Here is a 13,859-nt window from a genome sequence, read left to right on the forward strand (position 1 = left end):
CATCACACCCTGATTAACCAAACCATCCACTGTGTACCATTTCGCGCTATTTCATCATCGGCAGCGGCATAACAGGTAACATACGATGTCACGACTAACCGGCTCGTCATTATCCGAACACCTATTAAACAGTCTCGGCGTCAACCTCAACGCCTTGCTGCAAACGACCTTCAGCAACAAACTACAAAACATGATCAATGCGCAGCAAGACAGCAACCTTGCCCTTGCCGCCGTATTCATGCAATCCTCCGATGTTCGCGCCGCCGTCAACGGCCTCATCACCGCCCTGTCGGCTGAAATTGCCGCAACCAAAGCCCAACTGGGTGAAGAACCGGGCGGCTGGCGCCTGCACTACGCCCAAGATGGCAGCAGCGCCCAAACCCTCAGCGGCCAAACCGGCGTACAAGACCTCTTTATCCTCAACTACCTGTTTGATGAACGCAACGGCGGCTTCTCCAGCTTTGGCCAGGTCACCATCAACAACTATCGCCAGGCCGACGGCGACCGCATCGTCTTCATCGACCAAAGCAACACCCAAGGCATCGACATCACCCAATTCAGCAACTACGTCGAACCCCAGGAAGGCAACGCCCGCATCCTCTTCAACCCATCTCCGGACAACCCGCCCCAACCGGAGCAATGGCTACAGATCATGGGCGCCGCCAGCCCGCCCTTCGGCGGCACACCCAAAGACATTGAAGGCGTTGAATTCGTCCTGCTCACACAACAACAGATCGAACTCACCGGCATAGAACCCGCCCTCGGTCTATAGGATCGCCGCGCTGGATCGCCGAGTTGCACTCGGCATCATGGATCGCCGACTTTTAGTCGGCTGGTCGGGCAGCCGGAGCATGGATTTATTATGCCGAGTACAACTCGGCGATCCAGGCCCAATGGATCGCCGACTTTTAGTCGGCTGGTCGGGCAGCCGGAGCATGGATTTAAAACCAGCCGACTTGGAGCGCCGACTTGCAGTCGGCATCATGGAGCGCCGAGTTGCACTCGGCATAATTTATGATAGATCGCCGACTTGCAGTCGGCGGGTCGAGCAGCCGGAGCATGGATTTAAAACCAGCCGACTTGGAGCGCCGAGTTGCACTCGGCATCATAGATCGCCGACTTGCAGTCGGCGGGTCGAGCAGCCGGAGCATGGATTTAAAACCAGCCGACTTGGAGCGCCGACTTGCACTCGGCATCATGGAGCGCCGACTTGCAGTCGGCATATGATAGATCGCCGACTTGCAGTCGGCGGGTCGAGCAGCCAGAGCATGGATTTAAAACCAGCCGACTTGGAGCGCCGAGTTGCACTCGGCATAATTTATGATAGATCGCCGAGTTGCACTCGGCGGGTCGAGCAGCCGGAGCATGGATTTAAAACCAGCCGAGTACAACTCGGCGATCCAGGCCCAATGGATCGCCGACTTGCAGTCGGCGGGTCGAGCAGCCGGAGCATGGATTTAAAACCAGCCGACTTGGAGCGCCGAGTTGCACTCGGCATAATTTATGATAGATCGCCGACTTGCAGTCGGCGGGTCGAGCAGCCGGAGCATGGATTTAAAACCAGCCGAGTACAACTCGGCGATCCAAGCCGAGTACAACTCGGCGATCCAAGCCGAGTACAACTCGGCGATCCAAGCCGAGTACAACTCGGCGATCCATAAACCGTGCAAATGCATTGCGATTTAAATGCTTTGCGAATAGAATCATTCACAGCTGTTTTAACCCACTTTGTTCAGTAAGGAAAAGGTAATACACTATGTCTCAAGTCACAGGCTCCACCCTGATTGCTCAAATTCTTGAAAACCTCGGCGTGCAGCTCAACGCGCTGTTGATGCAGGCCTACACCGCCAAGCTGCAAGCGATGCTCGATAGCGGCCAGGCCAGTAACCTCGCCGTTGCTGCCGTCTTGATGCAAAGCAGCGACGTGCGTACCGCCGTCAATGGCAACACGGTGGCCTTGTCAACCCAGGTCCAGCAAGCCAAAGACGAAATCGAAGGCGGCACCCCCCCCGGCGAGCTGACCTTCACCCTCTCCGGCCCGAGCCAGGTCAACGAAGGCGAGAGCATCAGCTTCACCCTGACCGCCTCGCGTCCATTGGAAGAAGGCGAAGCCAGAACCTTCGCCCTGTCATTCCAAGGCGATACCCTTGATGGTACCGTGGATGCAGCCACCGTCGGCGGTGCCAATACCGACTTCGGCACCCTGCCCAGCACCGTCACCATGGCAGTGGGCGCCAGCACCGCCACTTTCAGCGTGCCAATTCGCGCTGATAATGTGGTTGAAAACACCGAAGGCTTCCGCGTCACTGTGCTTGATGGCACCACCCCCGTCGCCACTGCCCGCGCGCTGATTCTCGATGTCATCACCGACCAGGAAGCTCCGGTCATCGCTGCTAACCAGACCTTCAGCTATGCCGAAAACCAGGCGGCTAACGCCGTACTCGCCACCGTCGCCGCCACCGACAATGTCGGCGTGACCGGCTTTGAAATCGTCTCTGGCAATGACAACGGGTATTTCCAGATCGACGAACAAGGGCGCATCACCCTGACCGAGGCCGGTCTGGTCAACAAGCCCGACGGCCAAGCCGCCGGTGCCAACGACTTTGAAAGCGGTGCCAACACCTTCACCCTGGGCATTCGCGCCGTCGATGCCGCGGGCAATCAGTCCGCGCCCGTCCCAGTCGTGCTCAATGTCACCGACCTCAACGACACCCCGCCGGAGTTGGTGAATGCCGCCGTGTCTGGCTCCAGTGTGGTGCTGGGTTACAGCGAAAACCTCAATCCGGCCAACCTGCCGCTGCCCACTGATTTCAGCGTGGTACAAGGCACAACCGCCATTGGTGTGCAAACCGTCAACATTCAGGGTTCCACTGTCACCTTGACCCTGGCACAGGCACCGACCGCCAATATCACCATCAGCTACACACCCAACGCCACGGCAAGCCGTCAGTTGCAAGACATGGTCGGCAATGCCGCGCTGGCACTGACCAACCAGACCGCTGCGGTGGACAACACCGCCCCAACGCTGGTGAGCAGCACGCCTGCCGATGGTGCTGCCAACATCCCCGTGGGCAGCGACATCGTGCTGACCTTCTCCGAGCCGGTCAAAGCGGGTACGGGCAACATCCAGATCGTCAACCCCACCAACAGCGCCGACACCCGCACCATCAGCATCACCGATGCCACCCAGGTGACCTTTGACGGCGCGCGCGTGACCATCAATCCAACCAATGATCTTCTGGAAGGGGTCAACTACCGCGTGATCATGCAGTCTGGCGTGATCACTGACCTGGTGGGCAATGCCTTTGCCGGGCTGTCGGGCACTGAACTCGACTTCTCCACCCCGGGTGGCGAGACCCCGACCGAGGGCCAAACCTTCACGCTCACTACCGGTCTTGACAATCTCGTTGGCACATCGGGTAACGACACGTTCGTGGGTGATAATTCTGCCGGTTTAGTTACGGTCAGTGCTGGCGACAAGATCGACGGCGCTGCCGGGACCGATACGTTCAATTATTTCGGTGCGGCCGCTGCAGTGGTTCTGCCGCAGATGAGTGGTGTCGAAGTGTTGAACCTGTTCGCTCCGACGGCAACGACTGGCCTCAATACCTCTGCTGTTAGCGGTCTTGAGCAAGTGAACTACGTTAATGCCGCGCTCACTACTGCAAACTTGTCCGGTATTACGTTGGCAGCCACTCAGCAGCTTGGACTGAACAACGTCACAACCACTGGTACCGTTACTGCGACGGTCGGCAACACCGCAACCGCAGCCACCCTGAACCTGAGTAATGGTTCGTATGTGGGCACAGTCACCCTTAACGGCACCGCCATCAAGACCCTGAATGTCAGCTCCTCGGGTAGCAAGGCCAACGTGGTTAAGGGTTTGGCCTCTGATGGCACCGAAGAGACGGTGACCATCACTGGCGACCAAAAGCTGACCGTTACCGATGCACTGGCTGATACCGTCAAGACCGTTGACGCCTCTGCAATGACCGCAGGTGGTGCGCTCGTCACTGCAGGCGCGGCAGATGTGAAATTTACCGGTGGTGCAGGTGATGACACGATCACCTTTGCTGCAACTGCGTTCAACTCTAAGGACGTGGTCGATGGTGGCGCTGGTCGCGACACCGTAGTAATCGGCGACGCGGCTCTCACCGCCGAGATCACGAAGGGTATCAATGCCTTCACCAACGTCGAGGTCCTTGGGCTGAGCGATGCTGCTACCGTGGATGTCTCTACGATCACATCGCTGTCTGAGTACTCGGTTCTGAACGCGGGTACTACGACGTTCAACGCGGCGTCAGCAACAAACAAGTTCTCCGTCGATGTCGCCGGTGCTACAGTGACTGAGGTCGAGATCAGCAACAAGGTGGGCGAACTCTCCACCACGGTGACACTGAACAACCAGCATACCGCTGCTCAGACCATCACCACGCTGGACATCAATGGTGCGGGCACGACGAACATCGTCTCGTCGGGCAAGTTTGCCAACATCATCGGCACTTTGGAAGTTCAGGACAACAGCAGCATCGTGATCACGGGTTCCAAGGACCTGACCATCACGAATGCGGTCGCGGCCGTTGGTACGGGTCACAAGATCGATGCGTCTGCGCTCACTGGCAAGTTGTCTGTGACGGGTAGTGGTTCTGCAGACATCATCATCGGCGGTTCCGCTGCGGATACGATCTTCGGCTCGGCCGGCAAAGATACGATCACGCTCGGTGCTGGTAACGACGTTGTCGATTACAACGCCGCAACTGAATCCTTTGTTGGCGCTACCCTTGCAGATCAGGTCGCTTCTATTGACGTGATTACCGACTTCGGGAATGGTGCTAACAAACTCAACCTCGTAGACTTTACGGGTGGCACGACCTTTGTTTCACAGGTGACGGTTCAGACTGCAGTAGGTAATGCAGCTGATCTGGCGGCTGCCTTTACTGCAGCGGCTGTGGCCATTGGCGCGAATGGTGTTGGAGCCTTCCAGTTCGACGGCAACACTTACGTCCTCGCCCAAGACGCGAGCGCTGCTCTTGCCGATACTGATCTGGCCGTGCAGCTTACTGGGCTGCATACGCTTACGGCTGATAACTTCGTACTTGTCTAATCTCCCTTGGAGAGCCCCTGCCACCCCGGTGGCTTGGGTTTAGGTGACACTGCAAACCCTGTCCTTCGCAAGAGGGGCAGGGTTTTTTAATGTCTAAAGGTGACCCATTGAGCACGTTAACCAGTTGGAATCAAAGGGGCCATATATGGTCCGCCCCGCGATGCAAGAGGAAAATCGCTGTTTGGTAGAAGGAAACGTTGCGGCCATATATCCGGCATCGTTAGCGGGATCATCATCGAAGTCGATCCCCGTGCCCTAATGGAATTCGCGTACCTCGCCGTCCTCAATCAGCAATTAAAGGGGTCAGGTACGAATTAATTTTCCAGCCACCCCTTTGAGACCCTAACCCCTCGGGCACGGATGCCCGCGTCACTCTTAACCAAACCTCGCTCCCGACCCCCCGGGGGCGGGGTTTTTTGTTGGGGGGGTGTGGTATGCTGAACCATGAATTTTGAATGGGACGAAACCAAAAGTGATACCTGCTTTGTCCAGCGTGGGTTTGATTTTGCCTATGCAGCGAGAGCTTTTTTCGACCCAGACCGCTTGATCCAAGCCGATACCCGATACGACGATGGCGAAGATCGCTACCAACTGCTGGGCAAAATTGAACAGCGCCTATTTGTGGTGGTTTATACAGTGAGAAATGACAGCACCCGCATCATCTCGGCACGCAAAGCCAACCAACGAGAGGTGAGCTATTATGAAAACAGTACGCATCAAGATTGACCCAACTATCCCGGCATCGCTGGCATCCGGGCGAATTGACCCGGCACGAGTGGATGCCACCACCGAAGCTGAGCTTGCCAAACAAGCGGCGACCGACGAGGCAAACGCCATACAGGATGCGGCTAGATTCGCTCGCCGTCGCTGCAAGCGCGTAACCCGTCAGGCAGATTCGGCGCGTTAGCGACAATCCGCCCCCGTGGCGGCATCATCCTGATGCCGCACAAAAAGCGCCACCCGTGGCGGCACCTTCCAGGTGCCGCTTTACCCCCAGCGAACGCAAGATGCGTCCGCCACCTTCAACCCAACCCCGCGCCGAAGTGATTGCATTTCGGGCGGGGTTTTTTGTTTGTGCTATGCTTGACAGAGAAGCAACCCGTTAGAGAGTGACCGCCGATGACTGAGAATGTGGAAAATTTGGTGCTGGAGCAATTGCGGGCGATTCGCGCAACGCACGAGGCGAACCACGCTTGAAACCTTTAGTCTATGTTGAAACCTCGGTCATTTCTTATCTGACAGCGCGCCCGAGCCGAGATGTAGTGACGGCGGCGCGTCAGGTTTGGACGCGTGACTGGTGGGATCAAGCCGATCAACACTGGACGCGGGCGATTTCTGAACTGGTGATCGACGAAGCTGCAAAAGGTGACCCTGCAGCGGCACAGCGTAGGCTGGATGCGGTGCGAAGCATTGAGATTCTCCGAATCAATCCTGACTGCGAGCGGTTGGCGCAACAGATCATCGAGGCGGGTGCGCTTCCAGCAACGGAACCAGAGGATGCGCTGCATGTTGCGCTGGCCAGCTATCACGGCGCTCGCTATCTTTTGAGCTGGAACTTTGCCCATCTTGTTGGACCGGAGCAAAAATCCCGACTGCTCGATACACTCATTTCACTGGGTCAGACACCGGCCTTACTGACCACACCCGAAGAACTACTCGAAGGCATCCGATGACATTACCAGATCAAACCCAACCTCAACCCATGAGCGCGCCTGATCCAATTCTTGCTGAACTTTGGGAGGTGAAGCGTCAATTGAATGAGGCCGCAGGCTACCGTGTCGCAGAGCGGGCGCGGATGGCTCATGAAGCCGCATTGCAGATCGAAGCGCGCTGGCATGATGAATCAAATACATCAAACCCGTAAGGCGGATTCGCCCCCCGTGGCGGCACCTTCCAGGTGCCGCTTTACTCCCAGCGAACGCAAGATGCGTCCGCCACCTTCAACCCAACCCCGCGCCGGAGTGATTGCATTTCGGGCGGGGTTTTTTGTTGCCTTGATTCTCGCCCAGAGCCGCCGCTATAATCGAGCGAAACTCATTCATTTTTGAAATTTTAAGCCAATGCTTGTCTTTTTATCGTTTAAGAACTGCAATCATTAAATGATTGACATCAAACAGACTCATACTTACCTAAAGTGGGAAAGTCAACTCCGCGACGCTCGTGCCAAAGCGTTGATTGCAGCACGGATCTTAGGTTAGCCAATGGTTTAGCCGGTGATGTCAAACCTGTTGGTCAAGGCGTGAGTGAATTGCGTATTCATCATGGCCCTGGGTATCGTGTTTACTTCAAGCAGCATGGCAACGAGCTGATCATCCTGCTATGCGGTGGTGATAAAAGTACTCAACAAGATGACATTGCAACCGCACACCGCTTAGTTGCTGAATGGGAAGCCAAATGAACGAAATATTCTACGACTATGACCCTGCAGCCGCTTTGGAGAGTGACGAAGCCATTGCGATCTTTCTGGCCGATGCTTTAGAAACAGGCGATGCGGCTTTTATTGCCAAAGCAATGGGGGTCGTTGCACGCGCCAAGGGTATGGCTGTACTGGCGAGTGAAACAGGACTTTCGCGTGAACAACTCTATCGCTCCTTCAGCGAGCAAGGCAACCTAACCCTCAAAACCCTGCTGGCCGTGATGAAGGCTTTGGGTGTGGATTTAACGGCACGCCTGCATCAGCCAACTAACCCCGTAACCCGTCAGGCAGATTCGGCGCGTTAGCGACAATCCGCCCCCGTGGCGGCATCATCCTGATGCCGCCACAGCCGCCGCGCCACTCTGCTAAACTGTCCGTATCCTTGATTGATCCTGCATGAGGTGATGGATGCTCGGCCACTATGTCAACCTCTTCACCGATTTTGGCTTTAAAAAAATCTTTGGTGAAGACAGCAGCAAAGCGCACCTGATCAGCTTTTTAAACACCCTGCTGCCCCAAAAACACCAGATCAGGGATTTAACCTTTATTCAAAACGAATACCAGGGCGCGAGTGCGCTGGATCGCAAGGCGATATTTGACCTCAACTGTGTCAGTGATCGCGGCGAGCACTTTATTGTCGAACTGCAAAAAGCCAAGCAGAACTTTTTTAAAGACCGCAGCCTGTTTTACGCCACCTTCCCGATTCAACAGCAAGCCCAAAAAGGCGACGACTGGAATTTCAAACTGGCGGCGGTTTACACCATCGGCATTCTGGATTTTGTGTTTGATGAGGACAAAAACGACCCGCAGCACAAAGATCAGGTGGTGCATCAGGTGCAACTGAAAAATCAGCACAATCAGGTGTTTTACGACAAACTCACCTTCATTTACCTGACCTTGCCCAACTTTTGCAAAACCGAAGAAGAACTGCAAACCCTGCAAGACAAATGGTTCTACCTGTTTCGGCACTTGCACCGCTTGCAAGAGCAGCCGCAAAAACTGCAAGAACGCATCTTTACCAGCCTGTTCAAACACGCCAGCATCGCCCGTTTTAAACCCGAAGAACGCATCGCCTACGAATCCAGCCTGAAATACTACCGTGATTTGACCAATGTGATTGATACCGCCTGGGGGGATGGTGAGAAAGTCGGCTTAGAAAAAGGCAGACAGGAAGGCCGGGAGGAAGGCAGGGAGGAAGGCAGACAGGAAGGCAGGGAGGAAGGCAGAAATGAAATGGTGCTCAATATGCTGCAAGCCGGTCTGCCAGATGATCAGGTGATGCGCATTGCCCAGATCACGGCTGACGAACTGGCAGCCATCAAAGCACAACAAACGCATCAGGCGGGTTCAGCGCGTTAGCAACAGTCCGCCACGTCTTAATGCGCCCCTGGGAGCGCGTAGCACCAGCTACGCATAGAGGCCGCAGGCCTCGTGGGGTTTAAAAGACATGCGCCCCTGGGACCGCGTAGCACCGGCTACGCACCGAGGCCGCAGGCCTCGTGGGGTTTAAAAGACATGCGCCCCTGGGAGCGCGTAGCACCAGCTACGCATCGAGGCCGCAGGCCTCGTGGGGTTTAAAAGACATGCGCCCCTGGGACCGCGTAGCACCGGCTACGCATCGAGGCCGCAGGCCTCGTGGGGTTTAAAAGACATGCGCCCCTGGGAGCGCGTAGCACCAGCTACGCATCAAAAAAAACTCCCCTCCTTTTCAATGAGGGGTGCCCCGTAGGGGCGGGGTGGTTGTTTTGAACCCCCTCCCCGCCTACGGCGGGACTCCCCCTTGGCAGGGGGAGAGTTTTTAACCCCGTGGCGGCATTATCCTGATGCCGCACAAAAAGCGACACCGAGAAGATGCCGCCACTCTGCTAAACTACCCGTATCCTTGATTGATCCTGCATGAGGTGATGGATGCTCGGCCACTATGTCAACCTCTTCACCGATTTTGGCTTTAAAAAAATCTTTGGTGAAGACAGCAGCAAAGCGCACCTGATCAGCTTTTTAAACACCCTGCTGCCCGAAAAACACCAGATCAGGGATTTAACCTTCATCCAGAACGAATACCAGGGCGCGAGTGCGCTGGATCGCAAGGCGATATTTGACCTCAACTGTGTCAGTGATCGCGGCGAGCACTTTATTGTCGAACTGCAAAAAGCCAAGCAGAACTTTTTAAAGACCGCAGCCTGTTTTACGCCACCTTCCCGATTCAACAGCAAGCCCAAAAAGGCGACGACTGGAATTTCAAACTAGCGGCGGTTTACACCATCGGCATTCTGGATTTTGTGTTTGATGAGGACAAAAACGACCCGCAGCACAAGGATCAGGTGGTGCATCAGGTACAACTGAAAATCAGCACAATCAGGTGTTTTACGACAAACTCACCTTCATTTACCTGACCTTGCCCAACTTCCGCAAAACCGAAGAAGAACTGCAAACCCTGCAAGACAAATGGTTCTACCTGTTTCGGCACTTGCACCGCTTGCAAGAGCAGCCGCAAAACTGCAAGAACGCATCTTCACCAGCCTGTTCAAACATGCCAGCATCGCCCGTTTTAAACCTGAAGAGCGCATCGCCTACGAATCCAGCCTGAAATACTATCGTGATTTGACCAATGTGATTGATACCGCACGCGATGAAGGCAGGGAGGAAGGCAGACAGGAAGGCAGGGAGGAAGGCAGAAATGAAATGGTACGCAACATGCTACAAGCCGGTCTGCCGGATGATCAGGTGATGCGCATTGCCCAGATCACGGCTGACGAAATGGCAGCCATCAAAGCACAGCAAACACATCAGGCGGGTTCAGCGCGTTAGCAACAGTCCGCCCCCGTGGCAGCATCATCCTGGTGCCGCCACTCTGCTAAACTACCCGTATCCTTGATTGATCCTGCATGAGGTGATGGATGCTCGGCCACTATGTCAACCTCTTCACCGATTTTGGCTTTAAAAAAATCTTTGGTGAAGACAGCAGCAAAGCGCACCTGATCAGCTTTTTAAACACCCTGCTGCCCGAAAAACACCAGATCAGGGATTTAACCTTCATCCAGAACGAATACCAGGGCGCGAGTGCGCTGGATCGCAAGGCGATATTTGACCTCAACTGTGTCAGTGATCGCGGCGAGCACTTTATTGTCGAACTGCAAAAAGCCAAGCAGAACTTTTTTAAAGACCGCAGCCTGTTTTACGCCACCTTCCCGATTCAACAGCAAGCCCAAAAAGGCGACGACTGGAATTTCAAACTAGCGGCGGTTTACACCATCGGCATTCTGGATTTTGTGTTTGATGAGGACAAAAACGACCCGCAGCACAAGGATCAGGTGGTGCATCAGGTACAACTGAAAAATCAGCACAATCAGGTGTTTTACGACAAACTCACCTTCATTTACCTGACCTTGCCCAACTTCCGCAAAACCGAAGAAGAACTGCAAACCCTGCAAGACAAATGGTTCTTTCTGTTTCGGCACTTGCACCGCTTGCAAGAGCAGCCGCAAAAACTGCAAGAACGCATCTTTACCAGCCTGTTCAAACACGCCAGCATCGCCCGTTTTAAACCCGAAGAGCGCATCGCCTACGAATCCAGCCTGAAATACTACCGTGACCTAACCAATGTGATTGATACCGCCTGGGGGGATGGTGAGAAAGTCGGCTTAGAAAAAGGCAGACAGGAAGGCCGGGAGGAAGGCAGAAATGAAATGGTGCTCAATATGCTGCAAGCCGGTCTGCCGGATGATCAGGTGATGCGCATTGCCCAGATCACGGCTGACGAACTGGCAGCCATCAAAGCACAACAAACGCATCAGGCGGGTTCAGCGCGTTAGCAACAGTCCGCCCCCGTGGCGGCATCATCCTGATGCCGCCACAAAAAACTCCCCTCATTTTCAAGGAGGGGTGGCGCGTAGCGCCGGGGTGGTTATAAAAGACTTAAAACAAGACCCCCTCCCCGCCTACGGCGGTACTCCCCCTTACCAGGGGGAGAGTTTTTAACCCCCTGGCGGCGGCTTCCAGCCGTCGCATTACTTCCAGCGAACGCAAGATGCGTCCGCCACCCTCAACCCAACCCCGCCCCGAAGTGATTGCATTTCGGGCGGGGTTTTTTGTTTGTGGTATGCTTGGCAGAAATGCAACCCGTTGGGGAGTGACCGCCGATGACAACCAGCAACGGGAGTCAGGTTAGAATAAATTTTGTTTAGTTTTTATTAAAGTGACCTTTCATCATGCCAATCATTAGTCGCTTTTTTGGAATTTTGGTACGAATGTTTTTCAATGAACATGCGCCACCACATTTTCACGCAGAGTATGGCTCGTATCGCGTTGTCATTGATATTCGAAAATTAGAAGTCATCGAGGGCAAGTTTCCGCGTCGCGCTTTGAATCTCGTACTCGACTGGGCTGAACTTCATCGGGATGAGTTATTGGAAAATTGGGAACGGTGCCAGGCTCATCAGCAACCCGTTGAAATACCTCCACTGGAGTGATCGTGATGTTGAATTGGGAAGTCATCGAAGCAAAAGTCATCGAGCACGGTCGTCTCCATGTCCGTTTCGCTGACGGACTTGAAGGCCAAGTGCGGTTTCTCCCCTCAGCCTACAGGGGTGTTTTTTCGCGATTGCTCGACCCCAGTGAGTTCGCAAAAGTCACCGTGAACGGCTATTTTGTCACCTGGCCCGGGGAACTTGATTTGGCACCAGACGCGATGTATCAGGCAATCGCTACGAATGGTGAGTGCGTTCTAAGCTAACCCGTAACCCGTAAGGCGGATTCGGAGCGCAAGCGACAATCCGCCATTGTCGGGATTGACCACGGGCACGGATGCCCGAGACCCCTAACCCAACCCCGCGCCGAAGTGATTGCATTTCGGGCGGGGTTTTTTATCGCCCCTCCGGGAGCGCACAGCTCCAGCTGTGCACCGGGGGAGGGAGAGCTCCAGCTCTCCCTTTATTTCCAGCGCTCCCGGTAAAAGCTCCAGCATTCCCCGTGGCGGCATCATTCTGATGCCGCAAAAAAAACTCCCCTCCTTTTCAAGGAGGGGTGCCCCGTCAGGGGCGGGGTGGTTGTGGTGGTTGTTTTGAACCCCCTCCCCGCCTGCGGCGGGACTCCCCCTTAGCAGGGGGAGAGTTTTTAACCCCGTGGCGGCGGCTGTGCGATAATCATGCTAACTATCGCCGGAGGAATATCCCATGAGCCAAACCAACCCCACACTCGATGATGTCTGGCGGCTGTTTCAGGAAACCGACCGCAGGTTTCAGGAAACTGAACGCCAGATGAAAGAATCAGCGCTGGAAACGGATCACAGGTTTCAGGAAACTGAGCGCCTGATCAAAGAATCAGCAAAGGAAACCGAGCGCCTGATCAAACAACTATCCAAAAACCTGGGCGATATCGGCAATCGGCTCGGTGAGTTTGTCGAACAGATGGTCGCGCCGGCGGTAGTGCGCGTGTTTCGTGACCAAGGCATCGAGGTTCATGCCGTCTATCCGAACATCAGTGCCAAACGCAACGGCGTGGAACTCGAAATTGACCTCTTGGTGGTCAACGATGGTGCCCTCATCGGTGTTGAATGCAAAAGCAAACTGGTGGAAGCACACATCGACGCCCATTTGGAGCGCCTGAGCAACCTCAAGCGCGTCTTGCCCATCTACAAAGACCATCAAGTGATGGGCGCTGTCGCAGGCATGGTGGTGGAAGAAAAAGTCGCCAAGTATGCACTCCAGCAGGGTTTATATGTCCTGCGCCCAAATGGCGAACAGATTGACCTCTCCACCCCGCCCGGATTTAAACCGGCGGTGTGGTAATCCATCCCCTGGGACCGCGTAGCACCCGCTACGCATTAAAACATGGCAGCAGCTCAGGTGCCGCCACCCCCTAAACCCAACCCCGCGCCGAAGTGATTTCATTTCGGGGCGGGGGTTTTTATCCCCCCTGGGAGCACGTAGCACCCGCTACGCAATGTTTTTGTGCGACACCTGGAAGGTGCCGCCATGTCTTAATGCGCAGCTGGTGCTGCGCGGTCCCAGGAACACCCGCTACGCATCAAAAAAAAGACTCCCCTCCTTTTCAAGGAGGGGTGGCGCGCAGCGCCGGGGTGGTTATGTGTTAAAAAACAAGACCCCCTCCCCGCCTACGGCGGGACTCCCCCTTAGCAGGGGGAGAGTCTTTAACCCCGTAGCAGCATGTCAACCCAATTCAGAAAAGTCCCCTTTTGTGCAAAGCAGAAGTGTCCCCCGTAGAATGCGTGGTTATGGTGTTTGGGCTGGTGCCGGAGTGATGTTGCCCCGACCTCTCCAAGGGGTGGTCCGGCGCCGGTTTGTAGGTTGGCTTGGCGGTCTGTTTTGCCTTGGCCTGGTC

General features: G+C 55.2%; 14 protein-coding genes and 2 pseudogenes. All 16 read left to right on the plus strand.

Going from position 1 to position 13,859, the window contains the following annotated elements; translation table 11 throughout:
* Positions 1–85 precede the first annotated feature (85 nt).
* The 16 genes and pseudogenes from THISIDRAFT_RS14415 (at position 86) to THISIDRAFT_RS14485 (ending at position 13,306) form a co-directional block, all read left to right on the plus strand.
* The gene (locus THISIDRAFT_RS14415) at positions 86–772 is read left to right on the plus strand and encodes a hypothetical protein (protein WP_006786225.1); all 687 of its coding nucleotides are present in this window, start codon (positions 86–88) and stop codon (positions 770–772) included.
* A 776-nt stretch (positions 773–1,548) separates the two neighbouring features.
* Positions 1,549–1,686, plus strand: coding sequence for a hypothetical protein (locus tag THISIDRAFT_RS14420; protein ID WP_159098496.1), 138 nt, complete (start codon positions 1,549–1,551; stop codon positions 1,684–1,686).
* 70 nt (positions 1,687–1,756) lie between these two features.
* The gene (locus tag THISIDRAFT_RS14425) at positions 1,757–5,104 is read left to right on the plus strand and encodes a beta strand repeat-containing protein (RefSeq protein ID WP_006786227.1); all 3,348 of its coding nucleotides are present in this window, start codon (positions 1,757–1,759) and stop codon (positions 5,102–5,104) included.
* Positions 5,105–5,548: 444 nt separating this feature from the next.
* Entirely contained in the window at positions 5,549–5,830 is a 282-nt protein-coding gene (locus THISIDRAFT_RS14430) for a BrnT family toxin (RefSeq protein WP_006786228.1), read from the plus strand.
* A complete protein-coding gene (locus tag THISIDRAFT_RS14435; protein WP_006786229.1) occupies positions 5,805–6,011 on the plus strand; it encodes a hypothetical protein in 207 nt (68 codons plus the stop codon). The genes THISIDRAFT_RS14430 and THISIDRAFT_RS14435 overlap by 26 nt, the downstream gene beginning before the upstream one ends.
* Positions 6,012–6,297: 286 nt before the next feature.
* Positions 6,298–6,777 carry a type II toxin-antitoxin system VapC family toxin gene (locus THISIDRAFT_RS14440; protein ID WP_006786230.1) on the plus strand — a complete coding sequence of 160 codons (480 nt, stop codon included), beginning with the start codon at positions 6,298–6,300 and terminating at the stop codon, positions 6,775–6,777.
* Positions 6,774–6,968 (plus strand): hypothetical protein, encoded by a 195-nt coding sequence (locus tag THISIDRAFT_RS14445; protein WP_040851343.1) that lies wholly within the window; start codon positions 6,774–6,776, stop codon positions 6,966–6,968. Before THISIDRAFT_RS14440 ends, THISIDRAFT_RS14445 begins: the two co-directional genes overlap by 4 nt.
* Positions 6,969–7,343: 375 nt before the next feature.
* Positions 7,344–7,502: a type II toxin-antitoxin system RelE/ParE family toxin gene (locus tag THISIDRAFT_RS15425; RefSeq protein WP_418896146.1), complete on the plus strand. Its 159-nt coding sequence runs from the start codon at positions 7,344–7,346 to the stop codon at positions 7,500–7,502.
* Complete coding sequence (locus THISIDRAFT_RS14455; RefSeq protein ID WP_006786231.1) at positions 7,499–7,825, plus strand: addiction module antidote protein; 327 nt, start codon at positions 7,499–7,501, stop codon at positions 7,823–7,825. The genes THISIDRAFT_RS15425 and THISIDRAFT_RS14455 overlap by 4 nt, the downstream gene beginning before the upstream one ends.
* Before the next feature lie 103 nt (positions 7,826–7,928).
* Entirely contained in the window at positions 7,929–8,879 is a 951-nt protein-coding gene (locus tag THISIDRAFT_RS14460) for an Rpn family recombination-promoting nuclease/putative transposase (RefSeq protein ID WP_221914060.1), read from the plus strand.
* Positions 8,880–9,428: 549 nt separating this feature from the next.
* Positions 9,429–9,913: pseudogene (locus THISIDRAFT_RS15000) on the plus strand (Rpn family recombination-promoting nuclease/putative transposase).
* Positions 9,880–10,328, plus strand: a pseudogene (locus THISIDRAFT_RS15005) (PD-(D/E)XK nuclease family transposase). Before THISIDRAFT_RS15000 ends, THISIDRAFT_RS15005 begins: the two co-directional pseudogenes overlap by 34 nt.
* Before the next feature lie 89 nt (positions 10,329–10,417).
* Positions 10,418–11,332 carry an Rpn family recombination-promoting nuclease/putative transposase gene (locus THISIDRAFT_RS14470; protein ID WP_006788512.1) on the plus strand — a complete coding sequence of 305 codons (915 nt, stop codon included), beginning with the start codon at positions 10,418–10,420 and terminating at the stop codon, positions 11,330–11,332.
* 396 nt (positions 11,333–11,728) lie between these two features.
* Complete coding sequence (locus tag THISIDRAFT_RS14475; RefSeq protein ID WP_006788858.1) at positions 11,729–11,989, plus strand: DUF4160 domain-containing protein; 261 nt, start codon at positions 11,729–11,731, stop codon at positions 11,987–11,989.
* 5 nt (positions 11,990–11,994) lie between these two features.
* Positions 11,995–12,252: a DUF2442 domain-containing protein gene (locus THISIDRAFT_RS14480; protein WP_006788859.1), complete on the plus strand. Its 258-nt coding sequence runs from the start codon at positions 11,995–11,997 to the stop codon at positions 12,250–12,252.
* A gap of 439 nt (positions 12,253–12,691) precedes the next feature.
* Complete coding sequence (locus tag THISIDRAFT_RS14485) at positions 12,692–13,306, plus strand: hypothetical protein (protein WP_006788860.1); 615 nt, start codon at positions 12,692–12,694, stop codon at positions 13,304–13,306.
* Positions 13,307–13,859: the final 553 nt, after the last annotated feature.

Origin of the sequence: Thiorhodospira sibirica ATCC 700588, from assembly GCF_000227725.2 — a bacterium.
Lineage (GTDB): Bacteria > Pseudomonadota > Gammaproteobacteria > Ectothiorhodospirales > Ectothiorhodospiraceae > Thiorhodospira > Thiorhodospira sibirica.